The sequence below is a fragment of the Isoptericola chiayiensis genome (genome assembly GCF_013149805.1).
Taxonomy (GTDB): Bacteria; Actinomycetota; Actinomycetes; order Actinomycetales; family Cellulomonadaceae; genus Isoptericola; species Isoptericola chiayiensis.
Window position 1 is genome coordinate 105,876 of the sequence record NZ_JABEZT010000007.1, and the last position, 17,127, is coordinate 123,002.

Genomic DNA, 17,127 nt, shown 5'->3' on the forward strand with positions numbered 1-17,127 from the left:
CCCGAAGCCTCAGCCGACGGTGTAGTTGGGCGCCTCGACCGTCATCTTGATGTCGTGCGGGTGCGACTCGGCCAGCGATGCCGACGTGATCCGCACGAACCGTCCCTGCTCCTGCAGCTCGGGCACGGTCCGCGCCCCGACGTAGAACATGGTCTGGTGCAGCCCGCCCACGAGCTGGTGCGCCACCGTGGACAGGGTGCCCTTGTACGGCACCTGGCCCTCGACGCCCTCGGGCACGATCATGTCGTCGCTGGTGACCTCGGCCTGAAAGTAGCGGTCCTTCGAGTAGGACTTCTTCCCGCGCGACGACATGGCGCCCATCGAGCCCATGCCCCGGTAGGCCTTGAACTGCTTGCCGTTGATGAGGATCGTGTCGCCGGGCGACTCCTCGGTCCCGGCGAGCATCGAGCCCAGCATGACCGCCTCGGCGCCCGCGACGATCGCCTTGCCGATCTCGCCGGAGTGCCGCATCCCGCCGTCGGCGATCACCGGGACGCCCGCCGGGCGTGCCGCCCGCGACGCCTCGTACACCGCGGTGATCTGCGGGACGCCGACACCGGTCACCACCCGCGTGGTGCAGATGGAGCCCGGTCCCACCCCCACCTTGATGCCGTCCGCGCCGGCGTCCACGAAGGCCTGCGCGCCCTCCTTGGTGGCGACGTTGCCGCCGATGACCTGCACGTGCCGCGTCGCCGGGTCGGTCTTGAGCTTGTGCACCATCTCGATGAGCATCCGCACGTTGCCGTGCGCGGTGTCGGCGACCAGGACGTCGACCCCCGCGTCGACGAGCGTCGTCGCGCGCTCCCAGGCGTCGCCGAAGTAGCCGATGGCGGCGCCGACGAGCAGCCGACCCTGGGAGTCCTTGGAGGCGTTGGGGAACTGCTCGGACTTCACGAAGTCCTTGACGGTGATGAGACCGGCGAGGTGACCCTCGTCGTCGACGAGCGGCAGCCGCTCCAGCTTGTGCTTGCGCAGCAGCGCCGTCGCGTCCTCGCGGGAGATGCCCGCGTGCCCGGTGATCAGGGGCTGCGGCGTCATCACGTCCGCGACCGTCGTGGAGGCCCACTCGGCGACCGGGGTGAACCGCAGGTCGCGGTTGGTGACGATACCGACGAGCTTGCCGGAGACGTCCAGCACCGGGAACCCGGAGACCCGGTACTCCCCCGCGCGCTGGTCGAGCTGCTCCAGGGTGGCGTCGGGCCCGATCGTGACCGGGTTGGAGATGATGCCGGTCTGGGTGCGCTTGACGAGGTCGACCTGGTAGGCCTGGTCCGCGATCGACAGGTTGCGGTGCAGCACCCCGAGGCCGCCCTGACGGGCCATCGCGATCGCCATGCGCGCCTCGGTGACCGTGTCCATCGCGGCGGAGACGAGCGGGACCTTCAGGGAGATCTCGCGGGTCAGCCGCGACGTGGTGTCGATGTCCGACGGAGCGAGGTCCGAGTACCCCGGCAGCAGCAGGACGTCGTCGTAGGTCAGGCCGAGAAAACCGAACGGGTCGTGCGCGGGCGAGGTCGTCTCCGTCATGGCACGAGTCTACGGTCCCGGGCGCGTGCCCGAGGGTGCCGTCGGTCACGCCCGACGGGTCAGGACACGATCGCGAGCACCTCGTGCAGCAGCCCCGTGAACGACCGGACGCGCTGGACCTGGGGGGCCAGCGGCAGGTCCGCGGCGGCGTCGTCGCGGCGCAGCCCGACGAAGATCGGCAGCTCGGGGAAGCCGTCGTGGACGGCCTGCACGAGGTCGAGGTCCGGGCGACGCTGGGTCGTGGCCAGGACCATCGCGGCCGGGCGCACCATGGTCACCAGCTCGAGCGAGCGGTGCGTGCTGGCCGGGCCGGTGACGATCCGTGCGGTCTTGCCCTTCGACGTCAACGCTGCGGCGAGCGTGTGCGCCGAGAGCGGGACGGCCTCGTCCGGGGCGGCGAAGATCAGCACGATGTTGCGCATGCGGCTGGGGTGGTTGGCCGGCGGTCCGCCGTTCTGCACGACGGCCTGCTCGAAGGCCTCGGTGAAGGACCGCAGCGCCTGCAGCGCGGCGGTCGCCAGCACGATCTCGGGCACGGCCCCCGGGCCGGCGAGCACCGTCCGCTCGGCGACGCGGCTCCAGGCCGGTTCCAGGAGCTGGGACCACCACGCGGCCGGGTCGCCCTGCGCGGGGATGCGCAGCAGGTCGTCGCAGCGGGCCTGGTCGTAGGACAGGGCGGCGTCGACGACGGCGGACACCTTGCCCGAGGTGGCCTTGCCCTGCCCCGGGGCCGGAGCCCCGGCGGCGGGGCGGCCGCCCTGGCCCCCGCCGGGCAGCGCGCGCAGGTGGGCGCGGCCGCCGCCCGGCTCCTCGGCCGGATCCTTCTCGCCGGCGGGGGGCTCGGGCTCGTCCTCCGGTGACGGCGGCACCGGGGTGCCGGCCCGCCGGGCGTCCTCGAGCTGCTCGAGGTCGGCCTCGAGAGCGGCCTCGGCCGCGTCCACGGGCGCCACGCCCTCGAGCGTGAGCCGGCGCATGACGAGCAGGCGCGCGACGTCCTCCGCCGTGTAGCGCCGGTGCGAACCCGCGGTGCGGTCGGACGGTCCGAGGCCGTAGCGCCGGTCCCAGGTCCGCAGCGTGGCGGGGGCGACGCCGAGACGTCGGGCGACCGCGGCGACCGCGAGTCCGGGGCCGGACAGGCGTGACCCGCCCGAGTCCTGGGCAGGTCGCGAGTTGGTCATGCGTCGATTCTGCCCAGGCGCGCGTGCCGCCGCCACCGGGCCTCCCGGCGCGTCCTGAACCGATGCGTGATCGCGGCCGGAAACCGGTCAGATGCCCCGGTAAGCGGTTCAACACCTGGTCAGCGCGCCGGACCGTGGCATCGGCGACCAACTTCGATCCGGACCTTGAACAACTTCTGCACAACTTGTAGGTTGTTCGCCATGACGGAGATCTCACGACTGCCCGGGCCGGTCATGGAACTGTGGGAGTGGCAGTACCAGGGTTCCTGCCGCGACGCCGACGACACGCTGTTCTTCCACCCCGAGGGTGAGCGGGGGTCCACCCGCCGACGACGTGCCGAGGCCGCCAAGGCGATCTGCCGCAGCTGCCCGGTGATGATGGAGTGCCGCGAGCAGTCCCTGCGGGTGCGCGAGCCCTACGGGGTGTGGGGCGGCCTCAGCGAGGACGAGCGGTCGGCCATCCTGGCCGGCCGGGAGCGCAAGGTCGGCTGACCGACGCACCGCCCCACCGCGAACAGCACGAGGCCCCGCATCGAAGACGATGCGGGGCCTCGGTGTCTCGGCAGGTCGGTGCCGAGACGCTGCGGCTCCGGAGAACCTCGTCAGCGGACGGTCAGGGACCGTCAGCCGACGACGACGGCGAGGATGTCGCGCGCCGAGAGGACCAGGTAGTCCTCACCGGCGTACTTGACCTCGGTGCCGCCGAACTTGCTGTAGATGACCTTGTCGCCGACCTTCACGTCGACCGGGACACGCTCGCCCTTGTCGTTGAAGCGGCCGTCGCCCACGGCGAGGACCTCGCCCTCCTGGGGCTTCTCCTTGGCGGTGTCCGGGATGACCAGGCCGGAAGCGGTCGTGGTCTCGGCCTCGACGGCCTTGACGACGATCCGGTCCTCGAGCGGCTTGATGGGGACCGACACGTCGGACCTCCTTGTTCGCGATGACTAGCTGGACTGGGACGCGCCGGAGCTGGCCGTCGTCGCGGGTGCCGGCACAGCGCGTGCGCTGGGACCAAATCTAGGCAGCCGTTAGCACTCTGACAAGTCGAGTGCCAGGATCCGGGCGCGGCGACCGGATCCGGGGCCTGCCGTCGGCTGAGACGATGGGTCGATGGACGTGGCCTCCCTGACCAAGCTGCTCAGCCCCGAGGGGTGGGCGCTGCTGAACGCCCTGCCGCCCTACGACGAGTCCCGGGCGATGGCGCTGGCCACACGGCTGCGGTCCGAGGGCGTCGACCCGGACCTCGCCGCCGCCGCCCTGACCCAGTCCCGGCTGCGTGCCAAGGCGGCCGCCAAGCTCGGTCCGTTCGCCGAGGGCATGCTCTTCACCCCCCACGGACTCGAGCAGGCCACCCGCCTGGTCGTGGCGGCCGTGCACGCCCGCCGCTACCTGAGTGCCGGTGTCGGCAAGGTCGCCGACCTGACCTGCGGGCTCGGCGCCGACGCCCTCGCCTTCGCCGGCGTCGGGCTCGACGTCCTGGCGGTCGACGTCGACGAGGCCACGGCCGCCCTGGCCACCGTGAACCTGCGGGCCTTCCCCGAGGCCGAGGTCCGGCACACCGACGGCCTCACCCTCGACCTGGTCGCCGAGGGGGTGGACGGCCTCTACGCGGACCCCGCAAGGCGCACCCGCGGCGGCAAGCGGGTCTTCGACCCGGCGGCCTACGCGCCCCCGCTCGACGCCGTGTGGGCGCTGCGGGACCAGGTCCCCGCGCTCGGCATCAAGGTCGGTCCGGGCATCCCCCATCAGGGGCTGCCGGCGGACGCCGAGACGCAGTGGGTCTCCGTCGACGGCGACGTCGTCGAGGCCGGCCTGTGGTTCGGGCCGCTGGCGCCCGAGGGGCCGGGTCGGTCCGCGCTGCTGCTGCAGACGCAGGACGACGGGCACCAGGCGGCGTCCTCCCGGGTGCTGCACGGCCGGCCCGGGGACGACCAGGTCCCCGACGTGGGCCCCGTGGGCTCCTACCTCTACGAGCCGGACGGCGCCGTGATCCGCGCCGGGCTGGTCGCGCCGGCCGCGGCCGAGCTCGGTGGGCGGCTCGTGGACCGCACCATCGCCTACGTCACCACCGACTCCCCCGCCCCGGCACCGCCGTCGGGCACCGCCCCGCTGGCCACGGGGTACCGCGTGCTGGACGTCATGCCGTTCGGCCTCAAGAAGCTCAAGGCCTACCTGCGCGAGCGGGACGTCGGCCGGGTGACGATCAAGAAGCGGGGGACGGCCGTCACGCCCGAGCAGCTGCGTGCCCAGCTCTCCCTGCGCGGGGACGCCGAGGCGACGCTCGTGCTCACCCGGGTGGCGGGACGCCAGCACGTGCTGGTGGTCGACCCCTTGCCGAGGTAGGCAACTTCCGCGCGAGGTAGGCAGGAATCTCGCCAGGTAGGCACTCTTCCGGGCGCGCACCGCGGCCCGGCCGTGGAAGCATGGCGCCATGGTGCTGGAGTTCGAGACCTCCCGACGGTCGAGCGTCGGCCTGGAGTGGGAGCTCGCCCTGGTCGACGCCGACTCGGGCATCCTGCGCCAGGTGGCGCCCGCGGTGATGACCGAGCTCGGTCCAGACTCGCGGGCCCGGCACGTCAAACCCGAGTTCCTGCGCAACACCGTCGAGATCGTCTCCGACGTCAACGACACCGTCGCCGGCGCCATCGCCGACCTGGAGAACGGCGTCGCGCGCGTCCAGGAGGTCATCCGGCCCATGCGCGCCGAGCTCATGGGCGCCGGCACCCACCCGTTCGCCCCCTGGTCCCAGCAGCAGGTGACCGACAAGGAGCGGTACGCCACCGTCGTCGACCGCGCCCAGGTGTGGGGCCGCCAGCAGGTGGTCTACGGCGTGCACATGCACGTGGGCATCGAGGACCGCGACAAGGTGCTGCCGATCGTGCGCTCCCTGCTGGTCTACGTGGCCCACCTGCAGGCCCTGTCGGCGTCGTCGCCCTACTGGGACGCGGCCGACACGGGATACGCCTCGATGCGGGCGCTGATCTTCCAGCAGCTGCCGACGGCGGGCCTGCCCTACCAGTTCACGGCCTGGGACGAGCTGGAGCGCTACGTGGCCGACATGCTCAAGACGGGCGTGATCGACGACTTCACGGAGGTGCGCTGGGACATCCGGCCCGCCCCGCACTTCGGCACCGTCGAGGTGCGCATCTGCGACGGCACCTCCAACGTCGCCGAGCTGGCCGCCCTCGGCGCCCTGGTGCACTGCCTCGTCGAGCACTTCTCCACCCTGCTCGACGAGGGCCGCCCGCTCCCCGTCATGCCGCGCTGGTACGTCCACGAGAACAAGTGGCGGGCCGCCCGCTACGGGATGGACGCCATCATCATCCTCGACGCCGACGGCAACGAGGAGCTCATCACCGACGCGCTGCCCCGGCTGCTCGACGACCTGGCGCCGGTGGCCGAACGGCTCGGCTGCGCGGCCGAGCTCGACGGGATCCGCGACATCGTGCGCCTCGGCGCCTCCTACCAGCGACAGCGGGCGGTGGCGGCCGCGCACGGCGGCGGGCAGCGCGGCCTGGAGGCCGTGGTCGGGGCGCTGGTGGCCGAGCTGCACGCGGGTCGGCCGCTCGACCCGGCCGTGCTGGGCCGGGGCGCGGCCGGCGCGGCGACCTAGACCGTGACGGTGGTCAGCGGCATCGAGGAGTCCACCCCGATGTCCAGGTCCGACGGCGGCAGCCCGGCGCGGACGACGGCGGAGCCGAGCGCGGCGATCATGGCCCCGTTGTCGGTGCAGTAGCGGATCGGCGGGATGCGCAGGTCGATGCCGGCCTCGGCGCACCGGGCGGCGGCCAGCTCGCGCAGCTGGCTGTTGGCGGAGAACCCGCCGCCGATCACGAGCGTCTCGACGTCGTGCGCCCGGCAGGCGGCGATCGTCTTGGCGGTGAGGACGTCGACGACGGCGGCCGCGAAGGAGGCGGCGACGTCGGCGACGGGCACCTCCTTGCCGGAGTCCTCGCACGCCTCGACCCAGCGGGCCACCGCGGTCTTGAGCCCGGAGAAGCTGAAGTCGTAGGCGTGCTTCTCCTGGTCCTTGCGGGCGGTCAGGCCACGCGGGAAGCGGATCGCCTCGGGGTCGCCCTCGCGCGCGAGGCGGTCGATGTGGGGGCCGCCCGGGTAGGGCAGCCCGAGCAGGCGGCCGACCTTGTCGAACGCCTCGCCCGCGGCGTCGTCGAGCGTGGAGCCGAGCTCGGTGACGTCCGTCGCGATGTCGTCCACGAGCAGCAGCGAGCTGTGCCCGCCGGAGACGACCAGCGCCATGGACCGTTCGGTGAAGGGGCCGTCCACGAGCTGGTTGACCGCGGCGTGCCCGATGATGTGGTTGACCCCGTACAGCGGCTTGTCCAGGCCGATCGACAGGGCCTTGGCGGCGCTGGCGCCGATCGTCAGCGGGCCGACGAGCCCCGGTCCGGCGGTGACGGCGATCGCGTCGACCTCGGACAGGTCGACGTCGGCCTCGCCGAGGGCGCGGCGGATGGTGGGGACCATGGCCTCGAGGTGGGCGCGGCTGGCGACCTCGGGGATGATCCCGCCGTACCGGGCGTGCTCGTCCATGGAGCTGGCCACGGCGTCGAACAGGAGGGTGTCGCCGCGCACGAGGGCGACGCCGGTCTCGTCGCAGGAGGTCTCGATACCGAGCACGAGGGGGTCTGGCATGGCCCACATTCTGTCACCAGCGGGCGGTGAGCGACGTCACGCCGGCCGCCGGAATCATCCGTTCGCATCGAACTGTTGGGGCAGGCATGACCGACACCCTTCTCGAGACCGCGCCCCTCGCCATCGACGACGCGGCCGCGGACCGCATCTTCCGCCACGCCCGTTCCACCTCGCTGTGGACCACCGACGAGGTCACCGACGCCCGTCTCGAGGCGGCCTGGGACCTGGCCAAGCTCGGTCCGACGGCGATGAACACGCTGCCCCTGCGTCTGCTGGTGGTCCGCTCCCCCGAGGCGAAGCAGCGCCTGTCGGCGCACATGGCGGAGGGCAACAAGCCGAAGGTCGAGGCGGCCCCGGTCTCCCTGGTGCTGGCAGCCGACCCGGCGTTCCACGAGCACCTGGACGAGCTCTTCCCGGTCTATCCCGGCATTCGCGAGCAACTGGCGCCGGCCACCGATGTGCGCGAGCAGATGGCCCGCAAGAACGCGTTGCTGCAGGCCGGCTACCTGATCGTGGCGCTGCGGGCGGTCGGCCTGGCCACCGGCCCGATGGACGGCATGGACGCCGACGGCATCGACGGCGAGTTCTTCGCCGACTCCGGCTGGAAGTCGCTGCTGGTGGTCAACGTCGGTATCGCCGACGGCGAGGGGTCCTCGCACCCGCGCGGCAAGCGACTCGGCTTCGAGCAGGTCGCCGAGATCCTCTGACCGCGGCGTCGCGGCCCGTCCGCGCTGCGGGCGGGCGGGTCAGCCGGTCGCCGCGGGCCGCGACGGGTCGTTCGACCACTGCGACCACGACCCGGGGTACAGCGCCGCCTCGACGCCGATCGAGGCCAGCGCCGCGACCTCGTGGGCGGCGGTGACCCCGGACCCGCAGTAGACGCCGACCGGCGCCCGTCCGGTCGCACCGAGCTCCGCGAAGCGTCGCGTCAGCTCCTCGGCGGACCGGAACGTGCCGTCGTCGGACAGGTTCGCGGTGGTCGGCGCGCTGACCGCACCCGGCACGTGGCCCGCACGGGGGTCGACCGGCTCGACCTCGCCGCGGTAGCGCTCCGCGGCCCGGGCGTCCAGCAGGACACCGCCGTCGTCCGTCCAGTCGGCGGCGCCGTCGGCGTCGAGCACCGGCAGGTGCCCGGGACGGACGACGACGTCCCCCCGCTCGCGCCGCGTCGCACCGGACTCGAGGGGGAACCCGCCGCGCACCCACGCGTCGAGGCCGCCGTCCAGGATGCGTACGGCGTCGTGCCCGAACCAGCGCAGCAGCCACCACGCGCGCGCCGCCGAGGTGCCGCCCACGGCGTCGTACACGACGACGCGGGAATCTGTACAGACGCCCCACCCGCGGGCGGCGGCCTGGAAGGCGGCCGCCCCGGGCAGCGGGTGCCGGCCCTCGGCCGGGTCCGGCGCCGCCGCCAGCTCCGTGTCCAGGTCTACGTACACCGCGCCCGGAAGGTGTCCCTCCTCGTAGCGGTCCCGGCCGTCGGAGCGTCCGAGCGCCCACCGCACGTCCAGCAGCACCGGGGCCCCGCCCGCGGGGTCGTCGAGCCCGCCGAGCTGCAGGTCTGCCGCCAGCGTCGCGGCGTCGACCAGCACCGCGTCCCGGGCCGACGGCGACCCGTCCGTCACGCCGCGTCCCCGTGCCCGCCGGTGGTCGACGCCCTCAGGTCCATCCGCATCGTGTACGCGTCCTTGTCCTCCGGCTGGTAGTAGCGCTTGCGGATCCCGAGGCGCTCGAACCCGAACGACGCGTACAGCGCCAGCGCGTGCTCGTTGTCCGTCGCCACCTCCAGCAGCAGCGACGTCGCGCGGAGCTGCCGGCTGCGGTCCACCAGCGCCTGCAGCAGCGCCCGCCCGACGCCGCGACCCTGGTACTCCCGGGCCGTGCCGAGCGTCATCACCTGGGCGACGTCGCCGTCGAACCACAGTCCGGCGTAGCCGATCACCGGGCGTGCGCCGAACCCGTAGCGCAGGGCGTCGATCCCGTCGGGCTCGGCCACCACGTACCACCTGCCGAGGCCGGCGAGCTCGTCGGCGAGCATCCCGTAGGTCCACGCCCCCGGCCCGAAGAGCTCTCGCTCGAGCTCGAGCACCCGGTCGAAGTCGCTGCTGGCCAGCGGCCGCATCCGCACCTGCAGAGGGTCGTCGCTCATGCCGTGCCCCCGGTGGCGGGGACCACCCGCTTGGCGCCGGCGGGCTCCTGGACGTCGGGGCGGCGCAGGTACAGCGGCTCGGTCGGCAGCTCCTCGCCCGCGGCGCGGCGGGCCAGCGCCAGACGCGCCAGCACCACGGCGTCGGGTCGCAGCGGCGCGTCCTCGTCCGCCGCGAGGTGCTCGGCGTACAGCTCGGCCCCCTCCCCGACGACAACGAGACGACCGTCCGGAGCGGGCGTCGCCTCGGTCGCGACGTCGGCCGGCCGGGCGACCTGCGGACCGTGCAGGGTCTGCACGACGGGCAGTCCGTGCGGACCCTCGTGCGCGACGACGCGGTACCGCCCCCAGTACACCTCCTTGCGCCGGGCGTCGGTCGCGACGAGGACCTCGTCGCCCGGGTCGAGGCCGAGGTCCGCGACCGCCTGGACGGCGACGGCGTCGATGCTGGGCACGCCGAGCGCCGGGACGCCGAGGCTGAGCGCCAGGGTCCGCGCCGTGACCAGCCCGACGCGCAGGCCGGTGAACGGGGCCGGGCCGGTCCCGCCGACGACGGCGGTCAGGTCCGTGCGGTCGACGCCGGCCTCGGCGAGGACCTCGGCGATCATCGGGGCGAGGGACTCGGCGTGCCGGCGCCGCTCGTCGGCGGTGCGGACGGCGAGCCGACCGCCTTCGTCGTCGGTCAGGGCGACGGCGACGGCTGCGGAGGTGTCGAGTGCGAGAACGGCCACGGTTCCCAGCCTACGGCTCGCCGCGGGCTGCCTGCCCCGCGACGATTCGGGCCAGGTCGACGGCGGCCCACCGGTCCCCCACGCCCCGCAGCGTGACGCGGCGGACGCCGGCGTCCGGGTGGTCGAGGGCCACCTCGCCGCCCCGCGGCCGCTCCAGGTCGATCTCGAGGCGGTCCTCGGTCAGCGCCTCGGCCAGCCCACGCCCCCACTCGACGACCGTGACCGACTCGTCCAGCGACGAGTCCAGGTCGAGGGCGTCGAGCTCACCGAGGTCACCGAGCCGGTAGGCGTCCACGTGCACCAGGGCCGGGCCCGTCGTGCCGTCCGGGCGCGGCAGCGGCGGGTGCTCGCGCGCCACGATGAACGTCGGCGAGGCGACCTGGCCGCGCACCCCCAGCGCCTCGCCGAGCCCCTGCGTCAGCGTGGTCTTCCCGGCGCCGAGGTCACCGGTGAGGATCACCAGGTCACCGGCGCGCAGCACCGCGGCGAGCGAGGCACCCAGCGCCCTGGTGTCCTCGGCCTCCGGCAGGTCCGTGCGGACGACGTCGCTCACGATGCTCCCTCTCCTTCGGTCGGGACGTACTGGCGGACCACCCGGCCGGCCAGCCGGGTGACGATCTCGTAGCTGATGGTGCCGGCGGCGTCGGCCCAGTCCTGCGCGTTGGGCACGTCGGCGCCGTGCGGGACGCCGTCGGACGCCCCGAACAGGGTGACGACGTCGCCGGGGCTGTCGGTCGCGCCGGGACCCAGGTCGAGGACGAGCTGGTCCATGCACACGCGACCGGCCACGCGCAGCACCCGACGCGCCGCGGGCGGGCCGACGGCGATGGGACCGCCCGGGCCCGCCGAGCCGCCGGAGCCGTGCCGCGGCACGCCGTCGCCGTACCCGACGGGCACGAGGCCCACGGTGGTGTCCTGCGTCGTCGTGTACAGGTGGCCGTAGGAGACGCCCTCGCCGGCGGCCACCTGCTTGACGCTCGCCAGCCGCGCCTGGAACGTCATCGCGGGGCGCAGGCCGTACCGACCGGGCGGGCCGAGCAGCGGGCCGGGTGAGTTGCCGTAGACGGAGATGCCGGGGCGGACCAGGTCGTGGTGCAGGTCGGGCAGGGTCAGCGTGGCCGCCGAGTTGGCCAGGTGGCGCACCTCGGGCCGCAGCCCGGCCGCCTCGACGACGCCGAGCGCGGCGTCGAACGCCGTGGCCTGCCGGGCGATCGAGGGGTGGTCGGGCTCGTCGGCGCACGCCAGGTGGGAGAACACCCCGACGACGCGCACCTCGCCGGACGCCTCGAGCGCGGCCAGCCGTTCGACGACGGCCCCCAGGTCCCCCGTGGCGACCCCGTTGCGGGACAGCCCGGTGTCCACCTTGAGGTGCACGCGCGCGACCCGGCCGGCGGCCCGCGCCCCGGCGGCGACCTCGTCGACCGCCCAGGGGGCCGCCACCGTGACGTCCACGTCGGCGGCCACGAGGTCAGCGAACGGTGCGCCGGGCGTCAGCAGCCACACGAGCACCGGGACGTGCTGCCCCAGCCCCGCGCGCAGCGCCAGCGCCTCGGCGGCCGTGGCCACCCCGAGCCACGTCGCCCCGCCCGCGAGCGCCGCGCGGGCGGCCGGGAGCATCCCGTGGCCGTACCCGTCGGCCTTCACCACGGCCATGAGGTCCGACGACGGCGCGTGCTCGCGCAGGGCACGGACGTTGTCGCTGATGGCGTCGAGGTCGACGACGGCGCGGGCGGGCACGCCGTCGGGGAAGGGCGGGAGCGTCACGGTCGCGATTCTCTCACCGGGCGGCCGGCCATCCGGCGAGACGGCGCCGGGAGGTGAAGGTGCGGGGCTCGCCGGTCAGCGGGTCGGCGAACGACACCGTGCGGGCGAGGAGCTGCAGCGGGGTCCCGGAGTCCTCGGCGCCGTCGGGCAGCACCTCGGGCCAGAACGGGTCACCGACCAGCGGCAGCCCGAGGCCCGCCATGTGGAGGCGGAGCTGGTGCGTCCTGCCGGTGCGGGGCTCGAGGCGGTACAGACCCAGGCCGCGTGCGTCGTCGCGGGCGACGAGGTCGATCCACGACTCCGCGTTGGACTCGCCGGGGACCTCCTCGGCGCGGACCGACCCGCGGCGCTTGACGATGCGCGACCGCACGGTGCGCGGGAAGCCGGGCGCTCCGTCGTCGTCCGCCGCTCCGTCCGTGGCACCGACGTCGGCCCCGGCGCCGTCCCGCAGCGGGGCGACGGCCTCGTAGACCTTGCGCACCCGGCGCTCCTGGAAGACGAGCTGGTACGCGCCGCGCACCTCGGGGCGGACGGTGAGCACGAGGACCCCGGCGGTGGGTCGGTCGAGGCGGTGCGCCGGCACCAGGTCGGGCAGGTCGAGCTCGCGCCGCAGGTGCGTGAGCACCGTGCGCGTCACCCAGCGTCCGCGCGGCATGGTGGCCACGCGGTGCGGCTTGTCGACCACGAGGAGTTCGTCGTCCCGGTGCAGGATCTCCAGGTCGGCGAGCTCGGGGACCTCCGGCTCGTCGGACGGCGGGTCCCGGTACAGGTACAGGAACCCGCGCGGCGCGTAGGGCGTGCCGGCGTCGACCGGCGTGCCGTCGCCGGTCACGACCTCGCCGGCGGCGATCTTCGCGCGCAGGCGGACCGCGTCGTCGGGGAACCGTTCCAGCAGGTATCCGGCCGCCGTGGCGTGACGGGCCACCGAGGCCGGGTCGTGCGGGAGCACCAGCCGGGTGGGGTTGAGGCCGTCGCGCACGGGCAGCGGGGGGACGTGCTTGCGCGGGGACGGCATGGCTCCATTGTCCGTCCCGGGACCCGCCGTCACGACTCCGTAAGGCGTCGCACCCTGGGTTCGCGGCCCGCGCCGACGCAGACTGGAGGCATGCGAACCACACGAGGTGCGGCGACGGCCGCCGCGACCCTGACCCTGCTGCTCGTCGCCGGCTGCGCCGCCGAGACCGAGCCGGCCGCGGACACCATGACGGCGTCCGAGGAGCCGATGGACGAGACGTCGGACGACATGTCCGACGACATGTCCGACGAACCCGAGGAGGACATGGCGGAGGACCACGAGGACGACGCCATGGCGGACGACGCGGCCGACGAGGACCTGGCTGCCGTCTACGACTTCACGGCCACCACGCTCGACGGCGAGGAGTTCTCCGGCGCCGAGCTCGCCGGCTCGCCGGCCGTGCTGTGGTTCTGGGCGCCGTGGTGCCCCACCTGCCGGGCGCAGATCCCCGCGGTGACCGCGCTGTCCGAGACCTACGGAGACGACGTGTCGGTCGTGGCGGTCGGCGGTCTCGACGACGCCGAGGCCATCAGCGCCATGGCGCAGAGCGACATCGCCGGGCCCACCCACCTGGTGGACGACGCGGGCGAGGTCTGGCAGCACTTCGGCATGACGCAGCAGTCCACGTTCGTGGTGCTGGACGACGCCGGCGAGGTCGTGCTCGAGGGCTCGGTGCCCGCGGACGAGCTCGACGCGACCGTCGCCGACCTCGCGGGCTGACGTGGGCGAGGGATTCGCGCTCGCCCTCGGTGCGGGCCTGGTCGCGGCGGTGAACCCCTGCGGGTTCGCGCTGCTGCCCGCCTACCTCGCCACCCTGGTGCGGCCCGACGACGGCCGGGCCGCCGCCGTCGGGCGTGCGCTGCGCTCGACGGCGGCGCTCACCCTGGGGTTCGTGGCCGTGTTCGGCACGTTCGGGCTCGTGGTGGCGCCGGTGGCCAGCTCGGTCCAGCGCTGGCTGCCGGTCTTCACGCTGGTGCTCGGCGTCGTGCTGGCCGCGGCCGGCATCTGGGTCGTGGCCGGACGCGAGCTGCCGGGCCTGCGCGTCCTGCGCACCGGGTCGGGGCGGCCGCTGACGGACCGCTGGTGGTCCGTCGTCGGGTTCGGCGCCTCGTACGCCCTGGCGTCGCTGACGTGCACCATCGCACCGTTCCTCGCCGTCGTCGTCACGGCGTTCCGGGCCGGGTCGATCGGTCAGGGCGTCGCCCTGTTCGCCACCTACGCAGCCGGCATGGCGCTGCTGGTCGGCACGGCCGCCGTCGTCGTCGCGGTCGCGGGAGCCGGCGTCGTGGGCCGCGCCCGCAGCGCCGGTCCGGTGCTCGCCCGCGTCGGCGGCGCCATCCTGCTGATCGCCGGGCTGTACGTCGCCTGGTACGGGTTCTGGGAGCTGCGCGTGCTGTACGGCGGCGCGGGCACCGACCCCGTGGTCGAGGGCGCCGCCGCCGTCCAGCGCTGGCTGGCCGCCACGGCCGAGGGTCTGGGCTGGGTCGGGCTGCTTGCCGTCCTGGTCGCGGTCGCCGGTGCCACGCTGGGCCTGACCTGGTGGCGTCGCCGCAGGGCATGATGGGCGGCATGGACATCTACGAGATCCCGTTCGACCGGATGGACGGCACGACCGCGACGCTGGCCGAGCACCGCGACGACGTGGTGATGGTCGTCAACGTCGCATCGCGCTGCGGCCTGACGCCGCAGTACTCGGCGCTGGAGGACCTGCAGAAGCGGTACGCCGAGCGCGGGTTCACCGTGGTCGGGTTCCCCAGCAACCAGTTCCTGCAGGAGCTGTCCACCGACGACAAGATCGCCGAGTTCTGCTCGGCCACCTACGGCGTGACGTTCCCCGTGGTGTCCAAGGTCAAGGTGAACGGCAAGAAGGCCCACCCGCTCTACCAGGAGCTGACGAGGACGCCGGACGCCGACGGTCACGACGGACGGATCCGGTGGAACTTCGAGAAGTTCCTCGTGCTGCCCGGCGGCGAGGTCCGCCGCTACTCACCCAAGACGGTGCCGGACGACCCCGCGATCGTCGAGGTCATCGAGTCGCACCTGCCGCGCTGAGGCAGGCGCGCGGTCAGCAGCAGCCCCAGGCCGCCGGCGAACGGGACGCGGTGGAACGACGGCGCCCGCGCGACCTCCTGGAACCCCCAGCGGCGGTGCAGCGCGATCGAGGCCGAGTTGGCGGCGTTGACGACGTAGTGCACCCGGTCGGTGCGCTCGCCGAGCCAGTCCAGCCGCGCCTCCGTCAACGCCGCACCGAGCCCGCGCCGTCGCCAGGCCGGGTGGACCGTCACCCCGCCGAGGTAGTGCCCTGCCGGCGCCGGGCCGTCGGGGCGGGCGAACAGGTGCGTCTTGGCCCAGCCGACCACCGCACCGTCGACCTCGGCGACGACGACGAGCCGCTGCGGGTCGAGCACCGCGGCCCGCACCGCGTCCGCGGTGGCGGACCGGTCCGCGGCGGCGTCGACGCGCTCGATGGCGGCCAGGTCCTCGACCGTGGCCGTCCGGACCGCGAGGCCGCCGCCCGTCGTCGCACGCGGCACGGGGTCCATGCGGACGATCCTGTCACGGTCCGGATCACGCCCCGCGCGAGGCGAGCAGCTCCGCCACGGTGCCCGGCACGGCCTCGGCCACGTCGAGCGCGGCGACCGGGCCGCCCGGGTCGGCACGTTCGGCGGCCAGGCCGTGCACGACGGCGGCACCCGCGGCGACCTCGGCGGCGAGCGCCGGGTCCTCGACCACCTCGGCGGACCGGCCGGCCAGCATGGTGCCGAGGATGCCGGCCAGGACGTCCCCCGCACCGGCGGTGGACAGCCAGGCGGGGGCGTCCGCCTGGGCGTAGGTGACGCCGTCGCCCACCACCACGGTCACGGCCCCCTTCAGCAGGATGGTCGCCCCGGTCAGCTCGTGCGCGCGGCGGGCCCAGGTCAGCGGCGCAGCCTCGACGTCGGCGCGGTGGACGTCCTCGCCGTGGCGGCGCAGCACGGTGCGCAGCTCTCCGGCGTGCGGGGTCAGCACGAACCACGGCGGGCAGGACTCGGCGACGAAGCTGAGCCCGCCCGCGTCCACGACGGCGGGCACCGGCCCGCGCGACAGCCCGGCGAGTTCCCCGCGGGCCGCCGCCAGCCCGGCACGCCCGCGGTCGAGCTGACCGTCGTCGGCGTCGTCGGCGGTGGGCGGCACGCCCGGACCGATCACCCACGACTGGACCCGGCCGGGAGCGGTGACGACCTCGGGCCGCGCGGCCAGCACCGTGCGGGCGACGGCGTCCGGGCCGCGGTAGCGGACCATCCCGGCCCCGGTGCGCACGGCGGCGGAGGCCGCGAGCACGGCGGCCCCCGGGAACGTGGCCGTGCCGGCGACGAGGCCGACCACACCGCGGGTGTACTTGTGGTCCTCCGCGCCCGGCACGGGCCAGGTGCCGGCGACGTCCGAGGGCTCCAGGCGGCGCACGGCAGGTGGTCCGGTGAGGGTCAGGCCGATGTCGACCACGGTGAGGTCGCCGACCAGGTGCGCGGCGGGCGGCAGGAGCAGGCCGGGCTTCGCGGCCCCGAACGTGACCGTGCGGTCGGCGGCGAGCACCGGGCCGGGGACGGTCCCGTCGTCGACCCCGATGCCCGAGGGGGTGTCGACGGCGACGACCCACGGCCCCTCGCCGAGGGCGGTGACGAGCTCGGCGGCCCGGCCGCGCAGCGCCCCCGACGCGCCGATCCCGACCAGTCCGTCGAGCACGACGTCGTCCCGGGAGACCTCCGCAGCCACGTCCCGCACCCGCTCCGGCGCGGCGGCGAGATCCACGACCCGCCCGCCGGCCGCCCGCAGCGCGGCCAGGCCGCCGTCGTGCACCCGGTCCGAGGTGAGCACCGCCCGGACCGCCACGCCGCGACGGGCCAGCACGGCTCCCGCGAACAGGGCGTCGCCCCCGTTGTTGCCGGCCCCGGCCAGGACGGACACCCGGGAGCCACGCACCGACCGGCGTCGCGCGCGCAGGTCGGCCAGGACCTGGGTGGCCAGGGCGAACGCCGCCCGGTCCATCAAGGGGACCCCGGCGGCGAGCAGCGGTTCCTCGGCGGCACGGACGTCGGCGACGGACCAGGCGGAGATCATCCCCGCATCCTCCCG

The 17,127-nt window shown here is 74.6% G+C and carries 19 protein-coding genes; 7 read left to right on the top strand and 12 right to left on the bottom strand.

All coding sequences use genetic code 11. From position 1 onward, the window contains the following. Window positions 1–9: 9 nt before the first annotated feature. Both guaB and HDG68_RS12990 read right to left on the bottom strand, forming a co-directional pair. Window positions 10–1,527, bottom strand: coding sequence for an IMP dehydrogenase (gene guaB, locus HDG68_RS12985; RefSeq protein ID WP_172152750.1), 1,518 nt, complete (start codon window positions 1,525–1,527; stop codon window positions 10–12). Between the two features lie 59 nt (window positions 1,528–1,586). Then, complete coding sequence (locus HDG68_RS12990) at window positions 1,587–2,705, bottom strand: MerR family transcriptional regulator (RefSeq protein WP_172152752.1); 1,119 nt, start codon at window positions 2,703–2,705, stop codon at window positions 1,587–1,589. A 201-nt stretch (window positions 2,706–2,906) separates the two neighbouring features. On the opposite strand from HDG68_RS12990, the gene HDG68_RS12995 reads away from it, so the two are divergent. After that, window positions 2,907–3,197: a WhiB family transcriptional regulator gene (locus tag HDG68_RS12995; RefSeq protein WP_172152754.1), complete on the top strand. Its 291-nt coding sequence runs from the start codon at window positions 2,907–2,909 to the stop codon at window positions 3,195–3,197. A gap of 131 nt (window positions 3,198–3,328) precedes the next feature. On the opposite strand, the gene groES is transcribed toward HDG68_RS12995, so the two are convergent. Next, a complete protein-coding gene (groES, locus tag HDG68_RS13000; protein ID WP_172152756.1) occupies window positions 3,329–3,625 on the bottom strand; it encodes a co-chaperone GroES in 297 nt (98 codons plus the stop codon). Window positions 3,626–3,815: 190 nt separating this feature from the next. On the opposite strand from groES, the gene HDG68_RS13005 reads away from it, so the two are divergent. Together HDG68_RS13005 and HDG68_RS13010 are read left to right on the top strand one after the other, a co-directional pair. Next, entirely contained in the window at window positions 3,816–5,048 is a 1,233-nt protein-coding gene (locus HDG68_RS13005) for a class I SAM-dependent methyltransferase (protein ID WP_172152758.1), read from the top strand. An 88-nt stretch (window positions 5,049–5,136) separates the two neighbouring features. Beyond that, entirely contained in the window at window positions 5,137–6,318 is a 1,182-nt protein-coding gene (locus HDG68_RS13010) for a glutamate--cysteine ligase (protein ID WP_172152760.1), read from the top strand. On the opposite strand, the gene tsaD is transcribed toward HDG68_RS13010, so the two are convergent. Then, window positions 6,315–7,358 (bottom strand): tRNA (adenosine(37)-N6)-threonylcarbamoyltransferase complex transferase subunit TsaD, encoded by a 1,044-nt coding sequence (tsaD, locus tag HDG68_RS13015; RefSeq protein WP_172152762.1) that lies wholly within the window; start codon window positions 7,356–7,358, stop codon window positions 6,315–6,317. The genes HDG68_RS13010 and tsaD overlap by 4 nt on opposite strands. 86 nt (window positions 7,359–7,444) lie before the next feature. Between tsaD and HDG68_RS13020 the strand changes: the two genes are divergently transcribed. After that, a complete protein-coding gene (locus HDG68_RS13020; protein WP_172152764.1) occupies window positions 7,445–8,065 on the top strand; it encodes a malonic semialdehyde reductase in 621 nt (206 codons plus the stop codon). Window positions 8,066–8,104: 39 nt separating this feature from the next. Here HDG68_RS13020 and HDG68_RS13025 read toward each other — a convergent pair whose 3' ends face one another. From HDG68_RS13025 to HDG68_RS13050, 6 genes are read right to left on the bottom strand one after another with little or no spacing between them, the layout of a single operon-like run. Then, window positions 8,105–8,983, bottom strand: coding sequence for a rhodanese-like domain-containing protein (locus HDG68_RS13025; RefSeq protein WP_172152766.1), 879 nt, complete (start codon window positions 8,981–8,983; stop codon window positions 8,105–8,107). After that, a complete protein-coding gene (gene rimI / locus HDG68_RS13030; RefSeq protein WP_172152768.1) occupies window positions 8,980–9,507 on the bottom strand; it encodes a ribosomal protein S18-alanine N-acetyltransferase in 528 nt (175 codons plus the stop codon). The genes HDG68_RS13025 and rimI overlap by 4 nt, the downstream gene beginning before the upstream one ends. Next, entirely contained in the window at window positions 9,504–10,235 is a 732-nt protein-coding gene (tsaB, locus tag HDG68_RS13035; RefSeq protein WP_172152770.1) for a tRNA (adenosine(37)-N6)-threonylcarbamoyltransferase complex dimerization subunit type 1 TsaB, read from the bottom strand. Before tsaB ends, rimI begins: the two co-directional genes overlap by 4 nt. Window positions 10,236–10,245: 10 nt before the next feature. Then, on the bottom strand, window positions 10,246–10,788 hold the full coding sequence (gene tsaE, locus HDG68_RS13040; protein ID WP_172152772.1) for a tRNA (adenosine(37)-N6)-threonylcarbamoyltransferase complex ATPase subunit type 1 TsaE: 543 nt from the start codon (window positions 10,786–10,788) through the stop codon (window positions 10,246–10,248). Next, the gene (gene alr, locus HDG68_RS13045; RefSeq protein ID WP_172152774.1) at window positions 10,785–11,999 is read right to left on the bottom strand and encodes an alanine racemase; all 1,215 of its coding nucleotides are present in this window, start codon (window positions 11,997–11,999) and stop codon (window positions 10,785–10,787) included. The genes tsaE and alr overlap by 4 nt, the downstream gene beginning before the upstream one ends. A gap of 13 nt (window positions 12,000–12,012) precedes the next feature. Beyond that, entirely contained in the window at window positions 12,013–13,014 is a 1,002-nt protein-coding gene (locus HDG68_RS13050) for a pseudouridine synthase (protein ID WP_172152776.1), read from the bottom strand. 90 nt (window positions 13,015–13,104) lie between these two features. Here HDG68_RS13050 and HDG68_RS13055 point away from each other — a divergent pair, with 90 nt between their 5' ends. Genes HDG68_RS13055 through HDG68_RS13065 form a run of 3 tightly spaced genes read left to right on the top strand, consistent with a single transcriptional unit; the run spans window position 13,105 to window position 15,066 of the window. Further along, window positions 13,105–13,734: a TlpA family protein disulfide reductase gene (locus HDG68_RS13055; RefSeq protein ID WP_172152778.1), complete on the top strand. Its 630-nt coding sequence runs from the start codon at window positions 13,105–13,107 to the stop codon at window positions 13,732–13,734. A 1-nt stretch (window position 13,735) separates the two neighbouring features. Continuing rightward, on the top strand, window positions 13,736–14,575 hold the full coding sequence (locus HDG68_RS13060) for a cytochrome c biogenesis protein CcdA (protein ID WP_172152780.1): 840 nt from the start codon (window positions 13,736–13,738) through the stop codon (window positions 14,573–14,575). Between the two features lie 8 nt (window positions 14,576–14,583). Next, complete coding sequence (locus HDG68_RS13065; RefSeq protein ID WP_172152782.1) at window positions 14,584–15,066, top strand: glutathione peroxidase; 483 nt, start codon at window positions 14,584–14,586, stop codon at window positions 15,064–15,066. On the opposite strand, the gene HDG68_RS13070 is transcribed toward HDG68_RS13065, so the two are convergent. Together HDG68_RS13070 and HDG68_RS13075 are read right to left on the bottom strand one after the other, a co-directional pair. After that, window positions 14,997–15,557, bottom strand: coding sequence for a GNAT family N-acetyltransferase (locus tag HDG68_RS13070; protein ID WP_172152784.1), 561 nt, complete (start codon window positions 15,555–15,557; stop codon window positions 14,997–14,999). The two genes, HDG68_RS13065 and HDG68_RS13070, sit on opposite strands and share 70 nt — an antisense overlap. Window positions 15,558–15,582: 25 nt before the next feature. Further along, the gene (locus HDG68_RS13075; protein WP_172152786.1) at window positions 15,583–17,112 is read right to left on the bottom strand and encodes an NAD(P)H-hydrate epimerase; all 1,530 of its coding nucleotides are present in this window, start codon (window positions 17,110–17,112) and stop codon (window positions 15,583–15,585) included. Window positions 17,113–17,127 lie beyond the last annotated feature (15 nt).

Excerpts from the sequence above, each read along its gene's own strand:
- guaB (WP_172152750.1), bottom strand. The coding sequence starts at position 1,527 with ATGACGGAGACGACCTCGCCCGCGCACGACCCGTTCGGTTTTCTCGGC.
- HDG68_RS12990 (WP_172152752.1), bottom strand. The coding sequence starts at position 2,705 with ATGACCAACTCGCGACCTGCCCAGGACTCGGGCGGGTCACGCCTGTCC.
- HDG68_RS12995 (WP_172152754.1), top strand. The coding sequence starts at position 2,907 with ATGACGGAGATCTCACGACTGCCCGGGCCGGTCATGGAACTGTGGGAG.
- HDG68_RS13005 (WP_172152758.1), top strand. The coding sequence starts at position 3,816 with ATGGACGTGGCCTCCCTGACCAAGCTGCTCAGCCCCGAGGGGTGGGCG.
- HDG68_RS13010 (WP_172152760.1), top strand. The coding sequence starts at position 5,137 with ATGGTGCTGGAGTTCGAGACCTCCCGACGGTCGAGCGTCGGCCTGGAG.
- tsaD (WP_172152762.1), bottom strand. The coding sequence starts at position 7,358 with ATGCCAGACCCCCTCGTGCTCGGTATCGAGACCTCCTGCGACGAGACC.
- HDG68_RS13020 (WP_172152764.1), top strand. The coding sequence starts at position 7,445 with ATGACCGACACCCTTCTCGAGACCGCGCCCCTCGCCATCGACGACGCG.
- rimI (WP_172152768.1), bottom strand. The coding sequence starts at position 9,507 with ATGAGCGACGACCCTCTGCAGGTGCGGATGCGGCCGCTGGCCAGCAGC.
- HDG68_RS13050 (WP_172152776.1), bottom strand. The coding sequence starts at position 13,014 with ATGCCGTCCCCGCGCAAGCACGTCCCCCCGCTGCCCGTGCGCGACGGC.
- HDG68_RS13055 (WP_172152778.1), top strand. The coding sequence starts at position 13,105 with ATGCGAACCACACGAGGTGCGGCGACGGCCGCCGCGACCCTGACCCTG.
- HDG68_RS13065 (WP_172152782.1), top strand. The coding sequence starts at position 14,584 with ATGGACATCTACGAGATCCCGTTCGACCGGATGGACGGCACGACCGCG.
- HDG68_RS13070 (WP_172152784.1), bottom strand. The coding sequence starts at position 15,557 with ATGGACCCCGTGCCGCGTGCGACGACGGGCGGCGGCCTCGCGGTCCGG.
- HDG68_RS13075 (WP_172152786.1), bottom strand. The coding sequence starts at position 17,112 with ATGATCTCCGCCTGGTCCGTCGCCGACGTCCGTGCCGCCGAGGAACCG.